Consider the following 12,956-nt stretch of genomic DNA (forward strand, 5'->3'; position numbering starts at 1 on the left):
TCTGGCTGGCATGACCGCCCCGGGCTTGCAATCCACTCTTAAGTCAGGCCGCGTTGGCCCGACGACTGAAACCTGTTGGGAGTTTCACATGGCAAACGCCTCCAGCATCTACAGGAAGGCTCTTGAAGGTCACCAGTCACCGAAAAAGGTGCTGGTGAAAGTCGACCGCGTCACCAAGAAATTCGACGAAACCACCGCCGTGGACGATGTGTCCCTGGAGATCCATCAAGGCGAAATCTTCGCCCTGCTCGGTGGTTCCGGTTCCGGAAAATCGACCCTGCTGCGCATGCTCGCAGGCTTCGAACGCCCGACCGAAGGACGGATTCTGCTCGACGGTGTCGACATCACCGACATGCCGCCCTACGAGCGGCCGATCAACATGATGTTCCAGTCCTACGCGCTGTTCCCGCACATGACGGTGGCGCAGAACATTGCCTTCGGCCTCAAGCAGGATCGTTTGTCCACCAGCGAAATCGACGCCCGCGTCGAAGAGATGCTGCGCCTGGTGCACATGACCCAATACGCCAAGCGCAAACCGCATCAGTTGTCCGGCGGCCAGCGTCAGCGCGTCGCCCTCGCCCGCTCCCTGGCCAAGCGTCCGAAGCTGTTGCTGCTCGACGAACCGATGGGCGCACTGGATAAGAAGCTGCGCTCGCAGATGCAACTGGAATTGGTGGAAATCATCGAGCGCGTTGGCGTGACCTGCGTGATGGTGACCCACGACCAGGAAGAGGCCATGACGATGGCCCAGCGCATTGCGATCATGCACCTCGGCTGGATCGCCCAGATCGGCAGCCCGGTCGACATTTATGAAGCGCCGGTCAGCCGCATGGTCTGCGAATTCATCGGCAACGTGAACGCCTTCGACGGCACGGTGGTCGAGGACCTGGAAGGTCACGCGATCATCCATAGCCCGGACCTGGAGCAGAAGATCTACGTCGGTCACGGCGTCAGCACGTCGGTGCAAGACAAGTCGATCACCTACGCGATCCGCCCGGAAAAACTGCTGGTCAGCACCACCCAACCCGACACGCGCTACAACTGGTCCAGCGGCAAGGTGCATGACATCGCCTACCTCGGCGGCCACTCGGTGTTCTACGTGGAATTGCCTGGCGGCAAAATCGTGCAGTCGTTCATGGCCAACGCCGAACGCCGTGGCGCACGTCCGACCTGGGACGACAAAGTCTACGTGTGGTGGGAAGACGACAGCGGCGTGGTACTGCGCTCATGAAAACACTCAATCAGCGGTTTATGCGGCTGATGCCGAGTGGTCGAAAGCTCGTCATCGGGATTCCGTTCCTGTGGCTGTTCCTGTTCTTCATGTTGCCGTTCTTCCTGGTGATGAAGATCAGCTTCTCGGAAGCGGCCCTGGCCATTCCGCCTTACTCAGAGATCTACACCTTCGCCGAGCAGAAATTCCAGCTGCTGCTGAACCTCGGCAACTACAGTTTGCTGACCCAGGATGAGCTGTACATCTCGGCGTACTTCGGTTCGTTGAAGGTGGCGTTTTTAAGCACGCTGATGTGCCTGGTGATCGGTTTCCCGATGGCCTACGCGATCACCAAGGCGAGCAAGGAAGCGCAAAACGTTCTGCTGTTGCTGATCATGATGCCGACCTGGACCGCGATCCTGATCCGCGTGTATGCGTGGATGGGCATCCTCAGCAACAACGGTTTGCTCAATGCGTTTCTGATGTGGACCGGGCTGACCGATCACCCGATCGAGATCCTCAATACCAACACCGCGGTGTATATCGGCGTGGTGTATGCGTACCTGCCGTTCATGGTGCTGCCGTTGTACGCCAACCTGGTCAAGCATGATCACAGCCTGCTGGAAGCCGCGTCGGATCTGGGTTCGAGCAACTTCAACAACTTCTGGAAAATCACCGTGCCGCTGGCCAAGAACGGCATCATCGCCGGCTGCATGCTGGTGTTCATTCCAGTGGTCGGCGAGTTTGTGATTCCGGAGCTGTTGGGCGGGCCTGAGACCCTGATGATCGGTCGGGTGCTGTGGCAAGAGTTCTTCAACAACCGCGACTGGCCGGTGGCGTCTGCCCTGGCGGTGGTGATGCTGTTGATCCTGATTGTGCCGATTCTGCTGTTTAACCGCAGCCAGGCCAAAGAGATGGAGGCACGGGGATGAAACGCTTCGGATTTTCAAAGTTCATGCTGATTTTCGGCCTGTCGTTTATCTACTTGCCGATGTTGATTCTGGTGATCTACTCGTTCAACGCTTCCAAACTGGTGACGGTGTGGGGCGGCTGGTCGTTCAAGTGGTACGCCGGTTTGCTCGACAACACGCAACTGATGGGCTCGGTGGTGCGCTCGCTGGAAATCGCCTGCTACACCGCGATTGCCGCTGTAGCACTGGGGACCTTGGCGGCGTTTGTGCTGACTCGCGTGACGCGCTTCAAGGGCCGCACGCTGTTCGGTGGCCTGGTGACCGCGCCGTTGGTGATGCCGGAAGTGATCACTGGTCTGTCGCTGTTGCTGCTGTTCGTTGCGATGGCGCAGTTGATCGGCTGGCCGATGGAGCGTGGCATCGTCACGATCTGGATCGCCCACACCACGTTTTGTGCCGCTTATGTGGCGGTGGTGGTCTCCGCGCGCCTTCGAGAGTTGGACCTGTCCATCGAAGAAGCGGCCATGGACCTGGGTGCGAAGCCGTTCAAGGTGTTTTTCCTGATTACCATTCCGATGATCGCGCCGTCACTGGCGGCCGGCGGCATGATGTCGTTTGCCTTGTCGCTGGATGACCTGGTGTTGGCCAGCTTCGTATCGGGTCCGGGGTCGACGACCCTGCCGATGGAAGTGTTCTCGGCGGTGCGTCTGGGTGTGAAGCCTGAGATCAACGCCGTGGCCAGTCTGATTCTGCTTGCCGTATCGATCGTGACCTTCATGGTCTGGTACTTCAGCCGCCGTGCCGAAGCGACCCGCAAACGTGCGATCCAGGAAGCGATGGACCAGACCGCCAGCGAGTCCTGGCAGCAACCTGAAAAGCAAATGGCTGGAGCCACCGCCTGATGTAGGCGCTGCCGCAGGCTGCAATCTTTTGATTTTGCTTCTAACAATCAAAAGATCGCAGCCTCGTTTCACTCGACAGCTCCTACAGAGTGATGGGGCCGCTCCTTCGCCAAACGGTTTTATGTTGATTGCAATTTTGCTTTGCGTATTTGAATAAAAAAGAAATGGAGTTGTACCGATGAAAATGTTTGGCAGGACTCTGCTGACACTGTCCTTATTGGGCGCGATCGCCACCGGCGCCCAGGCCAATGACAAGGTACTGCGCGTCTACAACTGGTCGGATTACATCGCCCCGGACACCGTCAAGAAGTTCGAAGACGAGACCGGCATCCGCGTGACCTACGATGTATTCGACAGCAATGAAACCCTTGAGGCACGCCTGCTCGCGGGCAAATCCGGCTACGACATTGTGGTGCCGTCCAACAGTTTCCTGGCCAAGCAGATCAAGGCCGGCGTCTATCAGGAACTGGACAAGTCGAAGCTGTCGAACTGGAAAAACCTCAACCCGGTCCTGCTGAAAAACGCCTCTGCCAGCGACCCGGACAACGCGCATGCCTTCCCGTACATGTGGGGCTCGATCGGCATTGGTTTCAACCCGGACAAGGTCAAGGAAGTGCTGGGTGCCAATGCGCCGACCAACTCCTGGGACTTGCTGTTCAAAGCGGAAAACGCCGAGAAGCTCAAAGCCTGCGGCATCAGTTTCCTCGATTCACCGACTGAAATGCTCCCGGCCGCCCTGCACTACCTGGGCTACCCGGTGAACTCGAAAGACCCGCAGCAAATCGCTGAGGCCGAAGCGCTGTTCATGAAGATTCGCCCTTCGGTGGCGTATTTCCATTCGTCGAAGTACATCTCCGATTTGGCCAATGGCAACATCTGCGTGGCAGTCGGTTACTCCGGTGATGTGCTGCAAGCCAAGGCCCGCGCCAAGGAAGCCGGCGACAAGGTGAAAGTCGACTACAGCATCCCGAAAGAAGGCGCCGGCAGTTTTTATGACATGGTCGCCATCCCGCGTGATGCCGCCAATGTCGAGAACGCCTACCTGTTCATGAACTTCCTGATGCGCCCGGACATCATTGCCGAGATTACCAACAACATCGGCTACAGCAACGCCAACTCGGCGGCCACGCCGTTGGTGGATGAAGCGATTCGTGATGATCCGGGTTCGTACCCGCCGCAAGCGGTGATGGCGACGTTGTATGCGATCCCTGACTTGCCGATTGGCATCCAGCGCGTGATGACCCGGGGCTGGACGCGGGTGAAGCTCGGGAAATAACCCTGAGCCGGACACGTATATATCAACAACATGGCCCCATGTGGGAGCGGGCTTGCTCGCGAAGGGGCCATCACTTCAACATCAATGCTGAATGACCCACCGCTTTCGCGAGCAAGCCCGCTCCCACATTTGGGCAGTGTTGTACTCACGTTTTCCGTTCACGCAGCGCCTTACCACCGCTGCACTCCTCTGCAGATGAACGGCTTCACCTGGCTTCCTCGGTTAAGGTGAATTTTGGTGCCCCGGGCTAATGCCTGTAGGAGCGAGCTCGCTCCTACAACGGTCAGCATTGGTCCGTGGGCGCCTTTTTTTGCTTTGGTTTATGGCGACACCAGCGGCCATTGCGCCAGCGCCCGATAGCGGCCCTTGTGGGATTCGAACAGACTGAAGTGATCGGCGCGCAGGAAAAACTCCGGGGGTACAGCGGATTCAGGCACCGGCGCCCGATAGTCGCGCATCAAGGTCAGGTGCGGCCGGAATTCCTTGGGCGATTCCTCCGACCTGAACGGCAGCATCGCCTGCTCCAGCGCATACACCAGTCGCAGCAATTGCGGCGGCGCCTGCTCCGGCACCAGCAGCAAAACTCCCGACTTGCGCCAGACGTCCACTCGATCAAGCACCACGGTCAACGCCACGCCGGGCGTTCGAACATTCGCCGCCGCTGTGCAGATGTCGGCGATCTTCGCCACTTCGACAGCGCCCAAAAACAACAACGTCAGATGAAAGTTTTCCGCCGGCACCGGGCGCCCGTTGCGCAGCTGCAATTCGCTACGCCATTGGGCGATGGCCCGGCGTTGCGCGGGCGCACAGCCCAACGCAAAAAACAGCCGTTTCAACGGTTCATGGGATTCGTCGCTCATTCCTGGCACCTCCTGACAAGCCAGTTATAGTTCATGCAGACCACACAACGGGAGGGGGCCATGCGACAAATCATCAGCAAAGAGCCGTGGTGGGCCGTGCCGCCGAAACCCGGTCAGGACGAGTTCGAGCTGGAATGGGGCTGGCTGGTGCATTACAGCGAAGGTGAGCCGCGCTTCGAATTCGTAAAAGAGCGACCGACGGACCACGAGATTCGCAATCGCAAGAGTTGCAGGATCACCCCGTCGCCGGAGTGATCCTGCGCTCGGTTTTCAAGCCTTCACAATCATGTCGAAACCGCCAAAGATCATCCGCTGGCCATCGAACGGCATCGCATTCATATCCGGCTGAACTCGCGGATCGGACATGACCTTTTCCATCCCGGTGTCACGGGTGGCCTTATCGGGCCAGATGATCCAGGAAAACACCACGGTTTCGTCCTCCTTGAGTTTCACGGCCATGGGAAACGACGTCACCTTGCCATCGGGCACGTCGTCACCCCAGCACTCGGCGAGGCTGAGTGCACCGTACTCCATGAACACGGCAGCGGCCGACTCGGCGTGTTGCTTGAACTGTTCGCGATTAGCGGTGGGCACGGCAATAACAAAACCATCTACATAGGACATGTTTGTTCTCCTTGGGTCATGGGGCGATCTGCTGGTTAGTCGATTCGGTCGGGCTCCAATCGACCGCTCCGCTGCTCGAACTGACCGACGGTATCTCGGCACTCCCCGCCAGGTTGCCTTCGATCTGCCCCGCCATGTACAACGTCCCCGCCATCACGCCGGTCGTCGGATTCTGCACCAGCTTCAGCCAGGCCTTATCGAACGTATTGCCCAGGCTGCTGCGAATCAGCGCTTCGCTGTCTGGCCGATCGTTGGCCTGGATGATCGCGCGAATCCCCGCCACCCCCACGGAAATCAGGCCCCCGGCCAATTTTCCCGCAGCAGCGGCCACGGCACTGGCCGCACCGCGCGGGACCATTTCGGCTTCCATCCGCTGACTGGCGCGCTTGGCCACCGGCGCCATGGCGGTTTCGGTCGAATCAACACCCTTGTCACCACCCGCTTTGTGAATTTTCTCAATCAGCGCTGCATAGGCCGGCAGTGTGTTCAGCGGCTGGGTATGCATGACCTGATACAACGACGCGTCCCGCGCGGGCGGAGGCCCTAATGCAATGGCCGGGATTTTCTGGATCCGCCCGTTGAGTTGAGCCATCGGCACGCCGTGGCGTTGGGAGATTTTCTGCAGTTCTTCCTGGAGGATGTCGACGTAGAACGCCGTGGCCAGGCCGAGAATCGCCTCGGGATCAATCTCCACCGCGACCGGCGCCAGCACGCGCTCTTGGTATTGCTCCAGCAGATAGGCCGCCAGGCGCTTGGCCGACGCGTCCTGCTCGCCTTTGGCACTGAGGGTGTACCAGCTGACTTTCATCGACAGCCATTCCTGGGTCCAGTAGCTGCTGAACCACGGAATGAAGTTCTCTTCGGTCAGTTGATAGACCCGCGTACGCCAGTAATCCATGGCGCCACGCGAGTAGATGCGGGTCTGCTCGGTGGCCGATTGCGACGCAGCGACAATTTCCCGGTCAACTTGCTGCCAGGTGCTCTGGGAAACCACCACGGGTGGCACTTCCACCGGGGCAGGCGCAGGCGTGACGCATCCCGCCAATACCACCAGCACGGCGACGATCAGCGAACGCACGTTCAAGATCGCGGCTTCCTACAGACGTTTTCGGACGGAATGTCCGGTGTTCAAGAGACCTAATGATTTGAGTATAGGTGCCAGCGTTTGTTCGCTTGGGGTTGTGGTGTTCTTTAGGCCGCCTTCGCGAGCAGGCTCGCTCCCACAGTTTCGAGTTCACCACAGTTCAATGTGGGAGCGAGCCTGCTCGCGATGAGGCCGGGTCAGACAGCAAAGATCCCACCATCACTTCCATCGATATTCACCATCGCCGCGAATGCCTTACGCTCAATAACCGTCAGCGTAGGATCAATCTCAACCCAACAGAAAACCCCACATCGGAGGGGCGCATCATGATCATCCATCTCCTGACCTGCCTGGCCCTGACCGCCTTCACACTGAGTGTTTTTTCCTGGTACGTCCTGACTGAGGAGCGCACGTCATGATCCACGCCGTCACCCTGGCCGTGAGTTTTCCGGTATTCGGCAACAACTTCTACGCGCAAGAAGCCGTGTCGCGCAAAGTGCTGTCACTGGTGTTCGACAAGAACTTCGAAGCGTTGCTGATCCCTGCCGCAGGCAATCATTTCAACAACGAAGTGGTGGGTTTGAACGATCAATTCCGCTTTTTGAACGATGTGCTGGTCGAACATCTGCTGGAAATGGAAGTGGCACAAGCCTCTCCACGTTCATCGCGTCAGTTCACCTTTTAGCGATCACGCTAATCATCCTGCAACGCACAGACATCACGCACACAACCACGCAGCCATCTGTGCGCCGGATCGGCCTCCATTCGCGGGTGCCATAACATCGCGACAGTGAACATGGGCATCGCAAACGGCAGCGCAAAACTGTGCATGCCGGCTCGCAGGCTCGCGGTATGCCGCTCTGGCACGCTGGCGATCAGGTCGGTGGCCCGAGCGAGCGCCAACGCTGTGGAGAAGCCTGCGACGATGGTCACTATCCGACGTTCCAGCGGTTCAAGTGCTTCATCGATCGGCCCCTTGTCGAGCCCCCGTCGGGACACACTGATATGGCTGCCCGCCGCATAACGGGCGGGCGTGATTTCGCCCTCACTCAGTGGATGACCGATGCGTACAACCCCGATTAAACGGTCCCGAAACAAGCCTTGGGTGCGCAACTCCGGGCTAGCGCCCTTGCCCACCACGCCAGTCTCCAGATCGACCGTTCCGTCGCGAAGCAACGTGCTGTCCTTGTCCGGTTTGTGCATGAAGCGCAGACGCACGTGTGGGGCGTGTTCGGCGATACGCGCGATCAGCGCTGCGCCAAAGTTCTCAACGAAACCTTCACTGGTGCGCAGCGTGAACGTTCGGACCAGCTGCGTCAGGTCAGGTTGTTCAGCCGGGCGTAGCACCGCTTCGGCCTCCAATACCAATTGACTGACCCGCTCGCGCAATTCGAGCGCTCGCGGTGTTGCAACCAACCCTCGCCCCGCCCTGACCAGCAACGGATCGCCCGTCGTTTCGCGCAACCGCGCCAATGCCCGACTCATCGCCGACGGACTCAGCCGCAAACGCTTGGCGGCGCGCGCCACGCTGCCTTCGGCGAGTAACACATCAAGGGTGACCAGCAAGTTCAGATCGGGCGTGGACATGCAGCGCTCCGCAAGTGTGATGAGGCGTTTAACGCACGAATACAATGCAAAGGGTGCGTCTTCCGCCATGTTAGGCCCGAGCGTAGATTCCTGATAGCTCCACTTCGCGAGTTGCCAGACAAAGAGAGACAGGATGAAACCGACCCTTGCAGTAGCGGACAACGCACCACCCACATCCTCGGTTCGCTGGGCCCTGACCAGCCTCGCGCTGTCGATGCTGCTGTCCTCGCTCGGCACCAGCATTGCCAATGTCGGTTTGCCGACGTTGGCACAGGTATTCGGCGCCTCTTTCCAACACGTACAGTGGGTTGTCATCGCCTATCTTCTGGCCATCACCACGTTGATCGTCAGCGTCGGTCGACTCGGCGACCTCACTGGCCGTCGGCGGTTGCTCTTGATCGGTATCGGCGTGTTCACCCTGGCCTCGGCCCTGTGCGGCTTCTCCCCTTCCCTGCCGTTACTGATTGCCGCTCGGGCGCTGCAAGGCCTCGGTGCCGCCATCATGATGGCGCTGACCCTGGCGTTTGTCGGCGAGACCGTTGCAAAGGCAAAAACCGGTAGCGCCATGGGGTTGCTCGGCACGATGTCGGCGATTGGCACCGCGACGGGGCCGTCACTCGGCGGCCTGCTGATCGCCGGCTACGGCTGGCGCGCGATCTTCCTGGTCACGGTGCCGTTGGGCTTGTTGACGTTGGTGCTTGCGCATCGCTATCTGCCCGCCGATCGGCTGAAACCCAAGGCCGCACGAGGCGGTTTCGACCCCGTGGGCACGCTGCTGCTGGCGCTGACACTGGCGGCGTATGCACTGGCCATGACCCTGGGGCGAGGCAGTTTCGGCTGGCTCAACATTGCTCTGCTGATGACGGCGCTGTTGGGTCTGGGCCTGTTTCTGATGACTGAGGCGCGAGTCGCCTCACCGCTGATTCGCCTGGCCATGTTCCGCGACCCGGTGTTGAGTGGCAGCCTGGCCATGAGCACGCTTGTCGCCACCGTAATGATGGCGACGCTGGTGGTCGGGCCGTTTTATCTGTCCCAGGCGCTCGGGCTGGAGGCCGTCGGGGTCGGGCTGGTGTTGTCAGTCGGGCCGTTTGTCGCGGCGCTGACGAGTGTGCCCGCCGGGCGCATCGCCGACCGTGTTGGCGCCCCGCGCATGACCCTCGCCGGGCTCAGTGCGATGGCGATCGGTTGCCTGACGCTTGCGCTGCTGCCGCTGACTTTTGGCATCGCGGGCTACATCGCCCCGATGGTCGTGATCACCCTCGGTTATGCCGTGTTCCAGACCGCCAACAACACGGCGGTCATGGCCGATGTTGGACCCGACCAGCGCGGGGTCATCTCCGGCCTGCTCAACCTGTCGCGAAACCTCGGCCTGATCACCGGAGCCTCGGCCATGGGCGCGGTGTTTGCGCTCGCCTCGGCAGCAGCCGACATCAGCATCGCGCGGCCGGAAGTGGTCTCCGGCGGTATGCGGATTACGTTTGCCGTCGCGCTGCTGCTGATCGCCGCCGCGCTGGCCATTGCGATGGGCAGCCGTGCTCGTGTGGTTTCTGCCGAGGTTGCATGATTCAGCAGACCGCGCGCTCTCACGCTTCGCTATGCTTGATGAACATCGGGATCGGGGCGCTGCACACCGGCGCCGAGGAGCTGAACCATGTCGCTGACGCTTTACTACCATCCGCTGTCGTCGTTCTGCCACAAAGTGCTGATCGCGCTCTATGAACTCGGGATCGATTTCGACCGGCGGATTATTGATCTGGGGAAGGAGGCCGACCGGGCGGAGCTTCAAGCGATATGGCCGCTGTGCAAGTTTCCGGTTATCCGCGATGACGCGCACAAGCGCGAATTGCCGGAGTCCTCGATCATCATCGAGTACCTGGATCGGGTTTACCCAGGCCCGTCGCGCCTGATTCCAGAGGATTGGGACACTGCGTTGGAGGCGCGTCTGTGGGACCGCTTTTTCGACCTGTACGTCCAGGGGCCGCTGCAACACATTGTCGGTGATCGCCTGCGCGGCGCTCACGGTGATTTGACCCCGGCGCGTTCCATGCTGATGACGGCGTACGGCATGCTCGATCATCGAATGGCCTCGCGCATCTGGGCAGTCGGTGCTGAGTTCAGCCTGGCCGATTGCGCCGCTGCCCCGGCACTGTTCTATACCAGCACGCTGCTGCCGTTTCCCGACGATTATCGCCACTTGAGCGCGTATTTCGAGCGGTTGATACACAGGCCATCCGTCCAGCGGGTGATCGACGAAGCCAGGCCGTATTTTTCACTTTATCCGTTTGAAGAGGCGATTCCGGCGCGGTTCCGATAGGGCTCGATGAATCCGCAACCGAGGATCTCGTTGAGGCGCTTGGCATCGCTCATTCGACGGAACAGCCCGAGTGTCTGCCACGGCGCGTGTCCGTCAATATTGGGTGCCCCCACTCCGGCCATCAGGTCTTCGATCAGGATCGAGCGGGTTTCGAAAGACAGGCGCGTCAGCCCGGTGTGATTGCCGACGCCGGCATGGGCATGCGCCCCGGAAAAGGCCAGCAGACTGCCCGGGGCAATATCAACGGCAATCCCCTCCTGTGCGGCAACCGCTTCCAGCAGATGCGGGATCGCTTCGTCGGCATCTACCGCGTTGCGCCCGTCTCGATGGGATCGCTGGAGGATGGCGCGCATGTCGAAATCGGCGCTGGAATTGAGCAGCGGTCGTTGCCACAGGTCCGGGTACAAGGCAAAGGTTCGCCCGGTGGTGATGGGGTAGATCGGCGCCCACCAGTTGGTTTGCGCATAGATATTCGAGCCCCAGGTGTCGCGGTGAAACGCGATGGTCGCCGTGGTGCGGGCACGGGGCGCGACCTGCTCGGGTTCGCGATGGGGCTGAAAACGCAGATGCAGGCGATCGCACGCCAGGGCATCCGCGGCAATGCCGAGGCTTTCCACGACGTCCCGCCAGCGCTGTTGAATCTCGGCCGAGCCGGCGAAATCGTTCTGCCATTTTGCGAAGCGTTCTGTTTGCTCACGGTGGCTCAAGTGGCGATGGATCTGTTGCGGCTGCCAGGGATTGAGTGCGTCTTCGAGAAACCCACGAGCGTATTCCACCAGCGTCGCCATGGGTTGCAAGGCGTCGAGGCGTAGGATCTCGCCGGCATAGATCCGGTCGTGGAATTGACGAGCGTTGCTCGGCAGAACTAGCGAGCTGTACATGTCCTGAAGCCTCGTGAAGCGGCGTCACTGACTGTAGAGGTTCGCCAGTTGCAGCGAAAGACGCAGCGGCGGCGAAAAAGCACGGATCAGTTTTTCATTGAAGGCGCTAACCCTGTGCCGCATTGCAACCGTAATCACGATCAATGACGACGCCGTGTTGTCCGCCGTCCAGTGGCAGCGCGATCCTCGAAGCCGGCTGCAGAAAACCGAGCAACGCGTGCTGGGCGTCGTGCCAGGCCGCCGAGTGTTCCATATCGAGGAAGTGCCCGGTGTTCTTGATCGTATGAAACCTCGACTGAGGGGCATGGTTGGCGAACAGCCGAGCGTCTTCCGCCGAGGTGTACTCGTCCCATTCGCCGTTGACAAACAGCAGCGGGATTTCGATGGCATCGGCGCAGGCAACGTAGCAGTGGGTGTCCTGGGTCAGCACCTCATTGACGTGGAAATGCATCTGCCGGTATTCGTGTTCGGCCAGGTTGCTGACATGGCGGTGATTGAAGCGTTTGAACAGCGAGGGCAGGTGCTTGCCGATCGTGCTGTTGATCAAGTGCCCGATGTTCAAGCGATCGCAAGCCTGGAGGTGGTTGAGGCCGCGCTGCAGATAATCACGCATCGGCGTATTGATCCGCGCCGAGAAAGAATTGATCACTGCCTTCTCGATCCGTCGCGGCCGTTGAGCCAGCGCCAGCAAGGTGGCCGCCCCGCCCCAGGAAAAGGACAGCACATGGTCCACGCAAAAGTGCTCGATCAATGCCAGCAGGATCTGCGCTTCATCTTCCTTGCGAATCGGCTGGTCGTGGAGGTTGTGCAGTCTGGACTGCCCGGCGTAGGGCTGATCGTAGAGAACCACATTGAACCGTGGTTGCAGGTAGCGCACCGTTTGGGCAAAGGACGCGGTGGTGGCGAGCGAGCCGTTGACCAGGATGATGGTCTTGTCCGCGGCGGTGTTGAGATAGTGCTCGGTATAAACCTTGTACTTCTCGCAAATCTCGATAATCGCAGTTTGCGGCATCATGTCTTTCTTCCCTGAACCAATTGGACTAAACGCAGCGTAAGGGTGCCCGGATGGTTCCCGTGACCGATCAGTCACTGACAGACCGGCGATTCAGAGTTAAGCAGGGATTTTCCCGTCTGCAAGAACGCAGAGGAGTTATTGCGTAGAAACGCAAGGGTTGACCGGGCTCGACGACCTGTAGCAGCTGGCGAAGCCTGCGTTCGGCTGCGCAGCAGTCGTGAAATCAGGCAATGCGGTCCTTCAGGACTACCTCGCGCTCAGGTTTTACGACTGCTGCGCAGCCGAAAGCAGG

At 59.9% G+C, this 12,956-nt stretch carries 14 protein-coding genes; 8 read left to right on the plus strand and 6 right to left on the minus strand.

Features of this window, described 5'->3' with window-relative positions:
• The first annotated feature begins 88 nt into the window (after positions 1-88).
• From potA to ACIPL2_RS20725, 4 genes are all read left to right on the plus strand, one after another.
• Positions 89-1,231 carry a polyamine ABC transporter ATP-binding protein gene (gene potA / locus ACIPL2_RS20710; RefSeq protein WP_008151829.1) on the plus strand — a complete coding sequence of 381 codons (1,143 nt, stop codon included), beginning with the start codon at positions 89-91 and terminating at the stop codon, positions 1,229-1,231.
• 29 nt (positions 1,232-1,260) lie between these two features.
• Positions 1,261-2,142 (plus strand): ABC transporter permease subunit, encoded by an 882-nt coding sequence (locus tag ACIPL2_RS20715; protein ID WP_401359083.1) that lies wholly within the window; start codon positions 1,261-1,263, stop codon positions 2,140-2,142.
• On the plus strand, positions 2,139-3,023 hold the full coding sequence (locus ACIPL2_RS20720) for an ABC transporter permease subunit (protein ID WP_401359048.1): 885 nt from the start codon (positions 2,139-2,141) through the stop codon (positions 3,021-3,023). The genes ACIPL2_RS20715 and ACIPL2_RS20720 overlap by 4 nt, the downstream gene beginning before the upstream one ends.
• A 178-nt stretch (positions 3,024-3,201) precedes the next feature.
• Positions 3,202-4,299, plus strand: coding sequence for a polyamine ABC transporter substrate-binding protein (locus ACIPL2_RS20725; RefSeq protein ID WP_401359050.1), 1,098 nt, complete (start codon positions 3,202-3,204; stop codon positions 4,297-4,299).
• A 320-nt stretch (positions 4,300-4,619) separates the two neighbouring features.
• Here the strand turns inward: ACIPL2_RS20725 and thpR are convergent, their stop codons facing one another.
• Positions 4,620-5,159: an RNA 2',3'-cyclic phosphodiesterase gene (gene thpR, locus ACIPL2_RS20730; RefSeq protein ID WP_401359052.1), complete on the minus strand. Its 540-nt coding sequence runs from the start codon at positions 5,157-5,159 to the stop codon at positions 4,620-4,622.
• Positions 5,160-5,219: 60 nt separating this feature from the next.
• Between thpR and ACIPL2_RS20735 the strand changes: the two genes are divergently transcribed.
• Entirely contained in the window at positions 5,220-5,414 is a 195-nt protein-coding gene (locus ACIPL2_RS20735; protein WP_401359055.1) for a hypothetical protein, read from the plus strand.
• Positions 5,415-5,429: 15 nt separating this feature from the next.
• Here the strand turns inward: ACIPL2_RS20735 and ACIPL2_RS20740 are convergent, their stop codons facing one another.
• Both ACIPL2_RS20740 and ACIPL2_RS20745 read right to left on the minus strand, forming a co-directional pair.
• Positions 5,430-5,783: a DUF1428 domain-containing protein gene (locus tag ACIPL2_RS20740; RefSeq protein ID WP_401359058.1), complete on the minus strand. Its 354-nt coding sequence runs from the start codon at positions 5,781-5,783 to the stop codon at positions 5,430-5,432.
• Between the two features lie 16 nt (positions 5,784-5,799).
• A complete protein-coding gene (locus ACIPL2_RS20745) occupies positions 5,800-6,867 on the minus strand; it encodes a hypothetical protein (protein WP_401359060.1) in 1,068 nt (355 codons plus the stop codon).
• 415 nt (positions 6,868-7,282) lie between these two features.
• Between ACIPL2_RS20745 and ACIPL2_RS20750 the strand changes: the two genes are divergently transcribed.
• Entirely contained in the window at positions 7,283-7,552 is a 270-nt protein-coding gene (locus ACIPL2_RS20750) for a hypothetical protein (RefSeq protein ID WP_401359063.1), read from the plus strand.
• Positions 7,553-7,560: 8 nt separating this feature from the next.
• Here the strand turns inward: ACIPL2_RS20750 and ACIPL2_RS20755 are convergent, their stop codons facing one another.
• A complete protein-coding gene (locus ACIPL2_RS20755) occupies positions 7,561-8,454 on the minus strand; it encodes a LysR family transcriptional regulator (protein WP_401359066.1) in 894 nt (297 codons plus the stop codon).
• Between the two features lie 133 nt (positions 8,455-8,587).
• Between ACIPL2_RS20755 and ACIPL2_RS20760 the strand changes: the two genes are divergently transcribed.
• Together ACIPL2_RS20760 and ACIPL2_RS20765 are read left to right on the plus strand one after the other, a co-directional pair.
• Positions 8,588-10,018 (plus strand): MFS transporter, encoded by a 1,431-nt coding sequence (locus ACIPL2_RS20760; RefSeq protein ID WP_401359068.1) that lies wholly within the window; start codon positions 8,588-8,590, stop codon positions 10,016-10,018.
• An 87-nt stretch (positions 10,019-10,105) separates the two neighbouring features.
• Entirely contained in the window at positions 10,106-10,768 is a 663-nt protein-coding gene (locus ACIPL2_RS20765) for a glutathione S-transferase family protein (protein WP_401359071.1), read from the plus strand.
• Here ACIPL2_RS20765 and ACIPL2_RS20770 read toward each other — a convergent pair.
• Positions 10,729-11,649 carry a hypothetical protein gene (locus ACIPL2_RS20770; protein ID WP_401359074.1) on the minus strand — a complete coding sequence of 307 codons (921 nt, stop codon included), beginning with the start codon at positions 11,647-11,649 and terminating at the stop codon, positions 10,729-10,731. The genes ACIPL2_RS20765 and ACIPL2_RS20770 overlap by 40 nt on opposite strands.
• Before the next feature lie 106 nt (positions 11,650-11,755).
• Complete coding sequence (locus tag ACIPL2_RS20775) at positions 11,756-12,664, minus strand: alpha/beta fold hydrolase (protein ID WP_401359076.1); 909 nt, start codon at positions 12,662-12,664, stop codon at positions 11,756-11,758.
• Positions 12,665-12,956 lie beyond the last annotated feature (292 nt).

The sequence above is a fragment of the Pseudomonas sp. NPDC086251 genome, from assembly GCF_044746405.1.
In the GTDB taxonomy this organism is placed as follows: Bacteria; Pseudomonadota; Gammaproteobacteria; order Pseudomonadales; family Pseudomonadaceae; genus Aquipseudomonas.

Bases quoted from the DNA above. Each gene is read 5' to 3' on its own strand.
- potA (WP_008151829.1), top strand. From the start codon at position 89: ATGGCAAACGCCTCCAGCATCTACAGGAAGGCTCTTGAAGGTCACCAG.
- ACIPL2_RS20715 (WP_401359083.1), top strand. From the start codon at position 1,261: ATGCCGAGTGGTCGAAAGCTCGTCATCGGGATTCCGTTCCTGTGGCTG.
- ACIPL2_RS20720 (WP_401359048.1), top strand. From the start codon at position 2,139: ATGAAACGCTTCGGATTTTCAAAGTTCATGCTGATTTTCGGCCTGTCG.
- ACIPL2_RS20725 (WP_401359050.1), top strand. From the start codon at position 3,202: ATGAAAATGTTTGGCAGGACTCTGCTGACACTGTCCTTATTGGGCGCG.
- thpR (WP_401359052.1), bottom strand. From the start codon at position 5,159: ATGAGCGACGAATCCCATGAACCGTTGAAACGGCTGTTTTTTGCGTTG.
- ACIPL2_RS20735 (WP_401359055.1), top strand. From the start codon at position 5,220: ATGCGACAAATCATCAGCAAAGAGCCGTGGTGGGCCGTGCCGCCGAAA.
- ACIPL2_RS20740 (WP_401359058.1), bottom strand. From the start codon at position 5,783: ATGTCCTATGTAGATGGTTTTGTTATTGCCGTGCCCACCGCTAATCGC.
- ACIPL2_RS20750 (WP_401359063.1), top strand. From the start codon at position 7,283: ATGATCCACGCCGTCACCCTGGCCGTGAGTTTTCCGGTATTCGGCAAC.
- ACIPL2_RS20755 (WP_401359066.1), bottom strand. From the start codon at position 8,454: ATGTCCACGCCCGATCTGAACTTGCTGGTCACCCTTGATGTGTTACTC.
- ACIPL2_RS20760 (WP_401359068.1), top strand. From the start codon at position 8,588: ATGAAACCGACCCTTGCAGTAGCGGACAACGCACCACCCACATCCTCG.
- ACIPL2_RS20765 (WP_401359071.1), top strand. From the start codon at position 10,106: ATGTCGCTGACGCTTTACTACCATCCGCTGTCGTCGTTCTGCCACAAA.
- ACIPL2_RS20770 (WP_401359074.1), bottom strand. From the start codon at position 11,649: ATGTACAGCTCGCTAGTTCTGCCGAGCAACGCTCGTCAATTCCACGAC.
- ACIPL2_RS20775 (WP_401359076.1), bottom strand. From the start codon at position 12,664: ATGATGCCGCAAACTGCGATTATCGAGATTTGCGAGAAGTACAAGGTT.